13 protein-coding genes are annotated in these 11,158 nt (G+C 65.5%); 6 read left to right on the plus strand and 7 right to left on the minus strand.

Translation table 11 applies throughout. The features are described 5' to 3' along the window. Positions 1-24 precede the first annotated feature (24 nt). The 3 genes from HBF25_RS17820 to HBF25_RS17830 form a co-directional block, all read right to left on the minus strand. Positions 25-1,467, minus strand: coding sequence for a M20/M25/M40 family metallo-hydrolase (locus HBF25_RS17820; RefSeq protein WP_166950822.1), 1,443 nt, complete (start codon positions 1,465-1,467; stop codon positions 25-27). Between the two features lie 199 nt (positions 1,468-1,666). Next, on the minus strand, positions 1,667-2,077 hold the full coding sequence (gene mscL, locus HBF25_RS17825) for a large-conductance mechanosensitive channel protein MscL (protein WP_166950823.1): 411 nt from the start codon (positions 2,075-2,077) through the stop codon (positions 1,667-1,669). A 73-nt stretch (positions 2,078-2,150) separates the two neighbouring features. After that, entirely contained in the window at positions 2,151-2,837 is a 687-nt protein-coding gene (locus HBF25_RS17830) for a fumarylacetoacetate hydrolase family protein (RefSeq protein ID WP_166950824.1), read from the minus strand. A gap of 125 nt (positions 2,838-2,962) precedes the next feature. Here HBF25_RS17830 and HBF25_RS17835 point away from each other — a divergent pair, with 125 nt between their 5' ends. The 4 genes from HBF25_RS17835 to HBF25_RS17850 are packed head-to-tail and all read left to right on the plus strand — an operon-like array spanning position 2,963 to position 7,435. Further along, entirely contained in the window at positions 2,963-4,216 is a 1,254-nt protein-coding gene (locus HBF25_RS17835; protein WP_166950826.1) for an efflux RND transporter periplasmic adaptor subunit, read from the plus strand. 20 nt (positions 4,217-4,236) lie between these two features. Beyond that, a complete protein-coding gene (locus tag HBF25_RS17840; protein WP_166950827.1) occupies positions 4,237-4,923 on the plus strand; it encodes an ABC transporter ATP-binding protein in 687 nt (228 codons plus the stop codon). 16 nt (positions 4,924-4,939) lie between these two features. Next, positions 4,940-6,106 (plus strand): ABC transporter permease, encoded by a 1,167-nt coding sequence (locus tag HBF25_RS17845; RefSeq protein ID WP_166950828.1) that lies wholly within the window; start codon positions 4,940-4,942, stop codon positions 6,104-6,106. Between the two features lie 15 nt (positions 6,107-6,121). Beyond that, entirely contained in the window at positions 6,122-7,435 is a 1,314-nt protein-coding gene (locus HBF25_RS17850; RefSeq protein ID WP_166950830.1) for an ABC transporter permease, read from the plus strand. A 6-nt stretch (positions 7,436-7,441) separates the two neighbouring features. Here the strand turns inward: HBF25_RS17850 and HBF25_RS17855 are convergent, their stop codons facing one another. Further along, positions 7,442-7,699: a hypothetical protein gene (locus HBF25_RS17855; RefSeq protein ID WP_166950831.1), complete on the minus strand. Its 258-nt coding sequence runs from the start codon at positions 7,697-7,699 to the stop codon at positions 7,442-7,444. A gap of 237 nt (positions 7,700-7,936) precedes the next feature. Here HBF25_RS17855 and HBF25_RS17860 point away from each other — a divergent pair, with 237 nt between their 5' ends. Further along, the gene (locus tag HBF25_RS17860) at positions 7,937-8,296 is read left to right on the plus strand and encodes a helix-turn-helix domain-containing protein (protein ID WP_341778105.1); all 360 of its coding nucleotides are present in this window, start codon (positions 7,937-7,939) and stop codon (positions 8,294-8,296) included. Between the two features lie 94 nt (positions 8,297-8,390). Here HBF25_RS17860 and yedA read toward each other — a convergent pair whose 3' ends face one another. The 3 genes from yedA to HBF25_RS17875 form a co-directional block, all read right to left on the minus strand. After that, positions 8,391-9,305, minus strand: a complete 915-nt coding sequence (yedA, locus tag HBF25_RS17865) for a drug/metabolite exporter YedA (protein ID WP_166950832.1) — start codon at positions 9,303-9,305, stop codon at positions 8,391-8,393. Between the two features lie 93 nt (positions 9,306-9,398). Beyond that, positions 9,399-10,277, minus strand: coding sequence for a methylated-DNA--[protein]-cysteine S-methyltransferase (locus HBF25_RS17870; protein WP_243853302.1), 879 nt, complete (start codon positions 10,275-10,277; stop codon positions 9,399-9,401). 70 nt (positions 10,278-10,347) lie between these two features. Then, positions 10,348-10,638: a hypothetical protein gene (locus tag HBF25_RS17875; RefSeq protein WP_166950833.1), complete on the minus strand. Its 291-nt coding sequence runs from the start codon at positions 10,636-10,638 to the stop codon at positions 10,348-10,350. A 79-nt stretch (positions 10,639-10,717) separates the two neighbouring features. Between HBF25_RS17875 and HBF25_RS17880 the strand changes: the two genes are divergently transcribed. Beyond that, a complete protein-coding gene (locus HBF25_RS17880) occupies positions 10,718-11,059 on the plus strand; it encodes a Rieske (2Fe-2S) protein (protein ID WP_166950834.1) in 342 nt (113 codons plus the stop codon). The last annotated feature ends 99 nt before the right edge of the window (positions 11,060-11,158 follow it).

Genomic DNA, 11,158 nt, shown 5'->3' on the forward strand with positions numbered 1-11,158 from the left:
CAACAGGGTGTTGATCGTTAATGGTCAGTCGTGTGCGCCGTCGTTGGCGAACGCGCCCGGTGCCGAACCGAAATTGCCATCCGCTTGCGCCGCGAGATACGCGAACGTCGCATACACCGCCACATTCTGTGCAAGCGCCTTCGGATCGATCTTGTCCAGCGTATCGTTCGCGTTGTGGTGGTAATCGAAGTAATCGGTGCCGTCCTGCGTCAGCGACAGTGCCGCCATGCCCTTGGCATGCATCTGCGAGAGATCCGAGCCACCACCGCCCGGCTTGCCCGGGTCGTAGGCAACACCGATCGGTTCCAGCACCTTGGCAATCTGCGCGATGGCGCCACGCGCTTCCGGCTTCACCGATGCCGTCATGCGCCAGATGCGTCCCGCACCGAAGTCGGACTCGGTACCCAGCTGGAACTTCGCCACGTCCTTCGCATGCGCATCGGCATAGGCACGACCACCCCAAAGGCCCATTTCCTCGTTCGCAAACGCAATCACGCGAATCGTGCGATCAGGCCGCTGCGGCATGTCCTTGATGAGCTTCGCGGCAGCGGCGGCGATGGCTACGCCTGCACCGTCGTCGATGGCGCCCGTGCCGAGGTCCCAGGAATCCAGGTGTCCGCCAATGGCGACGACTTCATCCGGATGCTTGCGACCGGTGACTTCGGCGATGACGTTGGTACCTTCGTACATGCCCTTGAAGCCGACATCGAGGTCCAGCTTCAGCGTGACGGGCTTGCCTTCCTTCAACACGCGTTCGAGCTGGTCGGCATCGGGAAGCGACAGCGCGGCAGCCGGGATCGCATCCTTCGGATCGGTGAAGCCGGTGACACCGGTATGCGGCGTACGGCTGTGCGGATCGGTACCCGCCGAGCGCAGCAGGTAGGCAGCGGCACCCATCTTCGCGGCAAGCACCGGGCCGCGCGTGCGCGTGACCGAACCCATGCCGTAGTCATGGCCGTCCTTCTGCTGCGCCATATGCGTGCTGACGTAGACGATCTTGCCCTTCACCGTGGCCGGGTCAGCGGCCTTCAGCGCATCGAGCGTATCGAAGCCCACGACTTCGGCGGTAAGTCCACCCTGCGGCGTGCCTGCGGAGTAGCCAAGCGCCGTGACATACAGCGCCTGCGGGAACGGCGCGACGATGGCCGCGTGCTCGCTGTGGCGCTCCCACAGCGGATAGCTGACCTTTTCGGTGTACACCTTGTCGAAGCCCATCGCCTTGAACTTCGCGATGGTCCAGTCGACGCCACGCTTGTCGGCTTCGCTGCCGGCCAGGCGCGCACCGACTTCGGTGGTGAGCCCGGCCACGAAGTCATAGCCGGTGTTGTCGTTCATGGCCTTGTCGCGCAGCGTAGTCGCTGCGGCGATGGCCTTCTCCGGAATGGTGGTGTCCTTGCCGGCGGCATGGGCGGAAAAGGCAAACGCAAGGCACGCGGCAAGCGCGTGCAGGCGGAAGGTGTGACGCATGATGACCCCCGGGGACGGAAAGATCCGATTATTGCGCCGGGGGTGCGGCCTTGAGTAGGCCAAAGGTCATGTAGGAGCGCGCTTCGCGCGCGACCGGTGATACGGCAACCATCAATGGATACGTGCCCACGGCCGCGCGCAAGGCGCGCTCCTACAGGAGTAGGAGCGTGTTCGCGATCAGGATCGCGAAGGCGTTGAATCAGGGCGTGCGGTTCTGCTGCTTCAGCAGGTCGCGGATTTCCTGCAGCAGCACCACGTCCGCTGCCGGCGGGGCCGGCTTGTCTTCCTCGCGGCGGGTGAGCTTGTTGATGCCCTTGACCACCAGGAAGATCGCGAAGGCGATGATGACGAACTGGATCAGCACGTTCACGAACACGCCGTACTGGATCGCCACTTCGGCGGTCTTGGTGGCGGCATCGGCCGGCTTGAGCACCCATTTCCACTGCGACAGGTCGATGCCGCCGATCAACCAGCCGATGGGCGGCATGATGATGTTGTCGACGAGCGAAGTGACGATCTTGCCGAACGCCGCACCGATCACCACACCGACCGCCAGGTCGATCACATTGCCACGCAGGGCGAACTTCTTGAATTCCGCGACGAAACTCATCGGTTGTGTCTCCTTCTCTTGATGTTGCGTCGTAGGTGGAAACTACCCACCCGGATGTCAGTGGTCCGCGAAGTCAGCTCACGCGCCCCTCGAGCGTGGTGACGCCTTCGAGGGTCGCACGAAAACGGTCGCCGCGCACGATGGCCGATACGCCCGCCGGGGTGCCGGTGAAGACGAGGTCGCCGGCCTTCAGCTCGAACAGGCGCGACAGGTGGGAGAGGATGGCCGGCACGTCGAGCAGCATGTCGCCCAGCGTGGCGTCCTGGCGCACGGTGCCGTTCACTTCCAGCGTGATGCGGGTGGCCGCCGTGGGACGGACCTCGGTGGCGGGGACAATGGCCGACACCGGGGCGGAATGATCGAAGCCCTTGGCGACGTCCCACGGGGCACCCTTGGCCTTGGCCTGCGCCTGGAGGTCGCGGCGGGTGAGGTCCAGGCCCACGCCATAGCCCCACACGAGCCCGGCGGCCTGCGCCTCGGTCAGGTCCGAGCCACCGGCACCCAGTGCCACCACCATCTCCACCTCGTGGTGCAGATCGCTGGTGACCGAGGGGTAGGGCACGTCGGCGCCATCGGTCACCACGGCATCGGCCGGCTTGGTGAAGAACATCGGGTTCGACATGTCGACGGTGGCGCCCATCTCCTTCGCGTGATCGGCGTAATTGCGGCCGATGCAGAAGATGCGGCGGACGGGAAAGCGCTCGGAGCGCCCGGCGACGGGAAGGCTCGGCTGGGCCGGCGAAGGGATGACGGTATTCATGGCCGTAGGTTAGCAAAGGCCGCATGACACCTGTCACGACCGATGGCTGATGGCCGGAAATGGTTCGCGAGGCCCCCCGATCGCATGATCCTGCCATGCCAGGAGCGTATCGGGGACAAGGGGACATGAATTCGAATGCCGAGCTGCTGAGGCAGCTGAAGATCGACAAGTCGCACCGGGAGGCGCACGGAAACGGCGGTGGTCGCGCTGGGCGTACCGCGCTGGTCGTGGCCGGCGTGGTCGTCGCCGTGCTCCTTCTGGGCGGTGCGGCCTGGGCCTTCATGGCAAAGCGTCCCGTCGAAGTGCACACCGCCACGGCGATGGCGCCGGCGGCTGCCGCTGAAGCCGGTGCCGTGCTCCAGGCCACGGGCTATGTCACCGCCCGCCGCCAGGCCACCGTTTCCGCGCAGATCACAGGCACGCTGACCGAGGTGCTGATCGAGGAGGGCGACCGGGTGACCAAGGGCCAGGTGCTGGCCCGGCTGGAAGACAACGCACTGCGTGCCGGCCTGCAGTCGGCCCAGGCCAATGCCGCCGCCGCCCATGCCACGGTGACCCAGAACGAGGCCCAGCTGACCCAGGCGCTGCGTGACGCGGATCGCCAGGACGCTCTCGTCGGGCGCGGGCTCGTATCCAAGCAGGCGGCCGAGCAGACCCGTACCCAGGCCGATACGTATCGTGCCCAGGTGCAGACGGCCCGCCGCCAGGCCGCTGCGGCCGATGCGCAGGTGGGCGTGGCGCAGGTCAATCTCGACTACACCATCGTGCGTGCGCCCTTCGATGGCGTGATTACCGACAAGGCCGCGCAGGTGGGCGAGATCGTGTCGCCGCTGTCGGCCGGTGGCGGCTTCACCCGTACCGGCGTCGGCACCATCGTGGACATGGGCTCGCTGGAAATCGACGTGGACGTCAACGAGGCCTATATCGGCCGCGTACAGCCGGACATGGCCGCTGAAGCCGTACTCGACGCCTATCCGGACTGGAAGATTCCCGCCCATGTGATCGCCATCGTGCCGGCCGCGGATCGCGGCAAGGCCACCGTGAAGGTGCGCGTGGCGCTGGAAAGCCGCGATGCGCGCATCGTGCCGGACATGGGCGTTCGTGTTTCTTTCCTGGAAAAACGCGCTCCGGTGGCCAGCGAAACGCCAAAGGGTGTGTTCGTGCCTGCCGCCGCCGTGGCCCGTCGCGATGGACGCGAGGTGGTGTTCACCGTGTTCGCCGATCACGCCAGGCGTAACGACGTCACTGTCCGCCCGGGTGGCGATCCGCGCCTGGTATCGCAAGGCATCGCCGCCGGCGACACCGTGATCGTCTCGCCTTCCGATTCGCTCGCCGATGGTGCCGCCGTGCGCGTCGCCACCTCATCCACCTCGCCCTGACACGTACGGAGACACCCACGATGGCCACCCTGATCGACATCCAGGATCTTTCCAAGACCTACGAACGCGGCCGGCAGAAAGTCGAAGTACTGCATGGCGTGAACCTGAGCATCGAGGAAGGCGACTTCCTCGCGCTGATGGGGCCGTCCGGTTCGGGCAAGACGACCTTGCTCAACCTCATCGGCGGTCTCGATACCCCGACCGGCGGCAGCCTCAGCGTGGCGGGCGAGCGTATCGACCGCCTCGGCAGCGGTGCCCTGGCGAAGTGGCGTGCCGCGCATGTCGGTTTCGTGTTCCAGTTCTACAACCTCATGCCCATGCTGAGTGCGCAGCGCAACGTGGAACTGCCGTTGTTGCTGACGAAGCTGTCGGCTTCGCAGCGCAGGCAGAATGCGTCTGTCGCGCTGCAACTGGTGGGTTTGTCCGAGCGTGCCTCGCACAAGCCATCGGAACTCTCCGGCGGCCAGCAGCAGCGTGTCGCCATTGCACGAGCCATCGTCTCCGATCCCACGCTGCTGGTCTGCGACGAACCCACGGGCGACCTCGACCGCCAGTCGGCGGAAGACATTCTCGGCTTGCTGCGTGAACTCAACCGCGAACACGGCAAGACCATCGTGATGGTCACCCATGATCCCAAGGCCGCCGAGTACGCCAACCACACGCTGCACCTCGACAAGGGCACCCTCGTCGAACAAGTGGCGGCCTGACGCGGAGGATGCCGGCATGAAATACCTGCACCTCATATGGGCGGCGCTGTTCCGCCGCAAATCGCGTACCTTCCTTACCCTGGTGTCGATCCTGGCCGCCTTCCTGCTGTTCGGCATGCTCGACGCCACCCGCGCCGCATTCTCGTCGGGCGATAGCGTGGCGGGCGTGGATCGCCTGGTAACCACCTCGCGCTATTCGATCATCCAGTCGCTGCCCGCCAGCCTGACCACACGCATGGAAGCGATTCCCGGCGTGGCGTCGGTAGGCCATGCGAACTGGTTCGGTGGCGTTTACCAGGACCCGAAGAACTTCGTGCTCAGCTTCGCCGTCAGCGACAACTACCTGGATCTCTACAAGGAGATCGAACTGCCGGCCGACCAGCGCAAGGTGTTCGAGAACACCCGCACGGGTGCCATCGTGGGCGCTGCACTGGCGAAGCGCTATGGCTGGAAGGTGGGCGACAAGATCCCGCTGCAATCGACGATCTTCCCGCAGCGCAACGGCGACAAGACCTGGCCTTTCGACATCGTGGGCATCTACACCCCGGCAAAGGGTGCAGCCAACGGCACCGACCAGCAGTTCCTCTTCCACTACAAGTATTTCCAGGACGCCAATGCCTACCGCAGCCTGGGTTCGACCGTGGGCTGGTATGTGGTGAAGCTCACCTCGCCCGATCAGGCGGATCGCGTGGCCAAGGCCATCGACGCGCTTTCGGCGAACTCCGACCACGAGACGAAGACGCAGACCGAGCAGGCTTTCAACGCATCGTTCGCGAAGCAGCTGGGCGATATCGGCCTCATCGTCTCCGCCATCATGGGCGCCGTGTTCTTCACCCTGATCCTGCTCACCGGCAACACGATGGCGCAGGCCGTGCGTGAGCGCACCAGCGAGCTGGCCGTGCTGAAGACCATCGGTTTCTCCAGCGGCAGCGTGCTTGGCATGGTGCTGGCCGAGGGCGTGCTTCTGCTCGTGCTGGGGGGCGTGATCGGACTGGGTCTTGCCGCCGTGCTGGTGCCCATCGTCGCCAAGGGCAGTGGCGGCATGCTCAACCTGCCGCCCATCGGTACCCAGACCTGGGTGCTCGGCATCGTACTCATGGTGGTCATCGGCGCCGTGGTCGGTGCGTTGCCCGCTATCCGCGCCATGCGCCTGAACATCGTCGACGCGCTCGCCGGTCGCTGACAAGGACACCTACCCATGAAACGTTTCGGTTTCGGTTTGCTGATGTTACTGGTTGTCGCCGTTTTTCTTGGCGTGTGGATCGCGATGCCCTGGCAGGGCGTGGTGCTTATCGCCGTGCTGCTGGTGCTGTGGATGGGCCTCACCCGGCGGGGCCGGCAGACATGGCAGGTGACTTCCGTGGGCCTGGCCACGATCACCCAGCGCCTGGGCTCGTCGTCGGTGGTGGTAGTCGGTATCGCGGGCGTGGTCGGTGTGCTCGTGGCGATGCTTGCCATGGGCGAAGGCTTCTCGGAAACACTGCGTGCCACCGGCAACGACCGTACGGCCATCGTGTTGCGTGGCGGCTCGCAGGCGGAGCTCAACTCCGTGCTCGACCGCGATAGTGCGAACGTGGTGATGCAGGCGCCGGGTGTGAAGAAATCGGCGCAGGGGCGTCCCATTGCATCGAGCGAACTGGTCGTCGTGGCCAATCTTCCACGCAAGGGCGATCCGTCCGCCGATGCCAACGTGCCCATCCGTGGCGTGGGCGATGACGTGTGGCCGCTACGCGAGCAGGTGAAAATCGTGGAAGGGCGGAAGTTCCAGCCCGGCATGCGCGAACTCATCGTCGGCAAAGGCGCAAAGGCGCAGTTCGAAGGCCTCGACGTCGGCAGGTCGATCCGTCTCGCCGGGCAGACCTGGACCATCGTCGGCACGTTCGAATCGCATGATGCGCTGGAATCCGAACTGTGGGGTGATACGCAGAGCGTCGCCTCGGCATATCGCCGCGGCAGCAGCGTGCAATCCGTGACCGTGCTGCTCGATTCGCCCTCGGCGTTCGACGCGTTCAAGGCCAACCTGATGGCCGACCCGCGCCTGAAGGTAGACGTGAGCACCACGCAGGACTATTTCAGCAAGCAGTCCGAAGGCCTGACCAAGGTGTTGCGTGCGGTAGGCATCGTGGTGGGCATCATCATGGCCATCGGTGCGGTGTTCGGTGCGCTCAATACGATGTTTGCAGCGATCCAGGCGCGTGCCCGTGAAATCGCGACACTGCGCGCCATCGGTTTCCGCGGCGTGCCGGTGGTGGTGTCGGTGATGCTGGAAACGATGCTGCTGGCCTTGCTCGGTGGCGTGATCGGCGCAGGCATCGTCTGGATCATCTTCAACGGCTATTCGGCCTCGACGCTGGGCGCGAATTTCAGCCAGGTGGTGTTCCGCTTCCACGTGAGCGCGGCCTTGCTCTGGACCGGCGTGAAATGGGCGCTGGCCATCGGCTTCATCGGTGGCTTGTTCCCGGCCGTACGCGCCGCGCGACTGCCAGTCACCACGGCCCTGCGCGAACTCTGACGAACCTTATGGTGCCCCCTCGTCCACGAGCGGGGCACCTTCGGCACACGCTTTCGCCTGCGGCATCCAGCGTCCGCCCTCGTCTTCGCACAGCGCCCATTCGTTGAGCTCACGCGCCGGTGTCAGCCGCAGGTCATCCGCCTCCGCCTCGTAGGTCTGGCACGACGCCAGCGCCGCTGCCGCGATACCGAATACCGTCGCCGCCCTCGCCACGCCCATGCTCACCCGCTGAGCCCGTGAGCCCTCGCCAAAGATCGATCCCATCACAGCCACCTCCATTCACAAGGAGGCCGAAGCTAGGCGGGGCTTAGGGCGGCGGATATCGAATAATTCTCAAAATAGCGGGTCGTGAACCCGTATCGGGACGGGCGTCACGCCTGGAAGTTTTCCGACTATTTCGTGGGCGTGGCCCACCCGGGCACCCGCTCATCCCGGCATCTTCATTCCACGACACCATCGAGATTTTGGGTTGCATGTTTTCTATACCCAAATAGGTATATCGTGGACGAATCCGGATTCAAGGCGCTTGGAGAATCACCAGTGACCAGCGTGCAACGCAGCGAAGGTAACGTTTGCGCCGATCTGGGAGGCGAGCATGCGGAAGACATGCTCATCAAGGCCCAACTGGCGACGAAGATCTCGCAGATCATCGAGCGTCGTGGCTGGACACAGGTTCAGGCGGCTTCCGTGCTGGGCATGACCCAGCCAAAGCTCTCCGGCCTTCTGCGCGGGCACTTCCGTGGCATCAGCGAGACCCGAATGCTCGATTGCCTTGCGCGTCTTGGCAGGGATGTTCGTATCGTTATCGGTGCCGAATCAAAGCAGACCGAGGGACGGGTAACGGTGGTGTTTGCCGAATAACAACCTGTAGGAGCGCGCCTTGCGCGCGACGGGCACTTCCTCAGCGCTGAGGCACGTCCTGTCGCGCGCAAGGCGCGCTCCTACAGATGGGGGGTCAGGCTTTGCGGGTGCGCATCATCGTGATGATGCCTACGCCTACCAGGATGATCGCCATGCCGGCCAGGTCGAACGGGCCGACATGCTCGCCGCCAAGCGCCACGCCGAACAGCACGGCCACGGGCGGATTCACGTAGGCATAGCTGGTTGCCAGCGCAGGCCGCACGGTTTTCAGCACGTAGAGATACGCGCTGAACGCCACGATGGAGCCGAACACGATCAGGTAGCCCAGCGCGAACGTCGCGCTCCACTTCGGATGCGCTGGCAGGCTTTCGCCGTGCAGCAGGCCGAGGATGATCAGCGAGACGGCCGCGCAGAGCATCTGCGCTGCGGTGTTCATCGGCCCCTTGGGCATGTCCCTGCGCTTCGACCACACCGAACCGAATGCCCACGCGATGGCGGCGACGATGAGTGCCGCCGCACCGAGCGGGGAGCCCGAGAGGCCCGCGCCGAGATTCAGCACCACCACGCCGACGAAACCCAGGAACAGGCCGGCCATTTCACCGCGCGACGGGCGCTCTCCGTAAAGGCTGGAAAACACGGCCGCGAATAGCGGCATGCTGGCGACTGCCACGGCGGCGATGCCCGAGCTGACCGATTGCTCGGCGAAGCACACCAGGCCATTGCCACCCGCGAGCAGCAGGGTGCCGACGATGGCGGCATTGCGCCACTGAAGACGCGTCGGCAGCGCAACGCCGCGCACGCGCAGCACCACGAACAACAGCGTGCCCGCGATGGCGAATCGCAGTGCCGCCAGCAGGAACGGCGGATAGCTTTCCAGCGCGTAGCGAATGCCCAGGTAGGTAGAACCCCAGATCACATACATCGCGAGCAGGGACAGCGGCACCAGCCAGCGGGGATCGGCGAGCGCCGGGGAGGGCGCCTGGTTCGGAGAAACGGCAGCGTCGGACATGGGGAGATCCAGGGATGTCCGCGCCGCGTCATGCGGCGCGAATCCGAAACGATATCGTCGTCGCGGAAACTTCGGAAGCGAAACCTGCGAGGGTCAGCCTTGAACGGCTTTCATGCCACGTTCGATGGCAAGCAGTTGTTGCTTGATGTCCACGCCCCAGCGCCAGCCACCCAGGTTGCCGTCTTCGCGGATGATCCGGTGGCAAGGCACCAGCAAGGCCAGCCGGTTGCTGCCGCAGGCACGGCCGACGGCGCGTGCCGCCTTCGGCATGCCGAGCTTCTGGGCCAGTTCGCCATAGCTCAGCGTCTCGCCGCGCGGAATGCGGGTGAGGGCTTCCCATACACGCCACTGGAAACCGGTAGCAGCGACATCGAGGGGCGGCATGGCAGGGCCGTTGTCGATATCCCAGCCCAGGTCGCGCGTAACACGGTCGATCACCGCATCGAGCCATTCCTCACGGCCGGCATCGACGCGCTCGCGTTCGGCGAGCGGGAATTCATCTGCCAGGCGTGCTTCCAGTTCGGCATCGTCAGCACCCAGCGTGACCGAGCAGATGCCGCGTGCCGTGGTCGCCACGAGCAGGCGGCCGAGCGGCGTGTCGGTGGTGGTGTAGCGGATCGAGGCACCTGCACCGCCCGCACGGTAACTGGCGGGCGTCATGCCCAGGCGACGGTCGCTTTCCTCGTAGACGCGGCTGCCCGAACCGAAGCCAGCTTCGTAAACGGCGTCGGTCACGGCCGAGCCGTCGCGCAGCGCCTCGCGCAACTGGCCGAACCGCCGCGCACGGGCGTATTCCGCGGGGCTTACGCCATAGCGGCGGCGGAAGACGCGTTGCAGATGGGTGGGGCTAAGGCCGGCGATCGCCGCAAGGCTGTTGAGATCCGCAGGGCCGCTGCCTGCATCGAGGGCGGCGCGGACGCGCTCAAGGGCATCGTCGGTGGGGGAACGCATGGCCAGGACCTGGGTATTCATGAGGGTCTCCTTCATGGGAGACCAGCGTAGGCGGCGGACCGCGCCGTCGCCATCCGCTTCTTGCGAGACCTCAGTGGTGGACCGGACGGCCCTGCTGGATCACGGTGAACTCGCCTTCGAGAACGTCAGGGGCGTGGGCGTGACTGGCAGCCGAAGGACCGGCCGCACGTGCGCCATGACCGGCGCGGGCGAGCTTCCACTGACGTATGGCAAAGAACACGACACTACCGGCCACGAGCAGGCCCAGCACGATGGTGCCGAAGACAAGCAACACGCCGACCACGGCCAGTCCGGCAATCACGGACAGGATACGCACCAGCGGGTTGCGCGAGCGGCGGATGGGCGGGAAGACGAAGCGCATTGGTTAAAAATCCGTATGGCACAATGACATGCGTGCGGCCCCTTTACCTTGGGGCATCCCTACCCCATAGACAAGTGCCATGACCGCTACCGCCGACACCCCCACCCTCTGCCAGCTCGACGACATCCCCGATGGCAACGCCATCGAAGTGGAGGCCATGGTCGGTGGCGAGCCCGAGTCCCTGCTGGTCTACCGGGACGGTGGCGAGGCGAGGGCCTATCTCAACGTCTGCCCCCATGCGGGACGCCGGCTGGACTACGCCCCCGGCCGCTTCCTGGTGCGCAACGGCCTGATCATCTGCGCCGCCCACGGCGCCACGTTCGCGGCAGGGGACGGTCACTGCCAGACGGGCCCCTGCAAGGGCGACCGCCTGCGCGCGGTACCGGTATCGGTCACCGACGGCGCAGTACACCTGGCCTGAGAAATTCCGGATTCCCCCCCTGTAGGAGCGCGCCTCGCGCGCGACCCGGACGTGACGGTACCCCAGGTCGCGCGCAGGCGCGCTCCTACAGGGAGGCTG

The sequence above is a fragment of the Luteibacter anthropi genome (assembly GCF_011759365.1).
Taxonomy (GTDB): domain Bacteria; phylum Pseudomonadota; class Gammaproteobacteria; order Xanthomonadales; family Rhodanobacteraceae; genus Luteibacter; species Luteibacter anthropi.

Excerpts from the sequence above, each read along its gene's own strand:
- HBF25_RS17875 (WP_166950833.1), bottom strand. The coding sequence starts at position 10,638 with ATGCGCTTCGTCTTCCCGCCCATCCGCCGCTCGCGCAACCCGCTGGTG.
- HBF25_RS17840 (WP_166950827.1), top strand. The coding sequence starts at position 4,237 with ATGGCCACCCTGATCGACATCCAGGATCTTTCCAAGACCTACGAACGC.
- HBF25_RS17850 (WP_166950830.1), top strand. The coding sequence starts at position 6,122 with ATGAAACGTTTCGGTTTCGGTTTGCTGATGTTACTGGTTGTCGCCGTT.
- HBF25_RS17830 (WP_166950824.1), bottom strand. The coding sequence starts at position 2,837 with ATGAATACCGTCATCCCTTCGCCGGCCCAGCCGAGCCTTCCCGTCGCC.
- HBF25_RS17880 (WP_166950834.1), top strand. The coding sequence starts at position 10,718 with ATGACCGCTACCGCCGACACCCCCACCCTCTGCCAGCTCGACGACATC.
- HBF25_RS17870 (WP_243853302.1), bottom strand. The coding sequence starts at position 10,277 with ATGAATACCCAGGTCCTGGCCATGCGTTCCCCCACCGACGATGCCCTT.
- HBF25_RS17820 (WP_166950822.1), bottom strand. The coding sequence starts at position 1,467 with ATGCGTCACACCTTCCGCCTGCACGCGCTTGCCGCGTGCCTTGCGTTT.
- HBF25_RS17835 (WP_166950826.1), top strand. The coding sequence starts at position 2,963 with ATGAATTCGAATGCCGAGCTGCTGAGGCAGCTGAAGATCGACAAGTCG.
- yedA (WP_166950832.1), bottom strand. The coding sequence starts at position 9,305 with ATGTCCGACGCTGCCGTTTCTCCGAACCAGGCGCCCTCCCCGGCGCTC.
- HBF25_RS17845 (WP_166950828.1), top strand. The coding sequence starts at position 4,940 with ATGAAATACCTGCACCTCATATGGGCGGCGCTGTTCCGCCGCAAATCG.
- mscL (WP_166950823.1), bottom strand. The coding sequence starts at position 2,077 with ATGAGTTTCGTCGCGGAATTCAAGAAGTTCGCCCTGCGTGGCAATGTG.
- HBF25_RS17855 (WP_166950831.1), bottom strand. The coding sequence starts at position 7,699 with ATGGGATCGATCTTTGGCGAGGGCTCACGGGCTCAGCGGGTGAGCATG.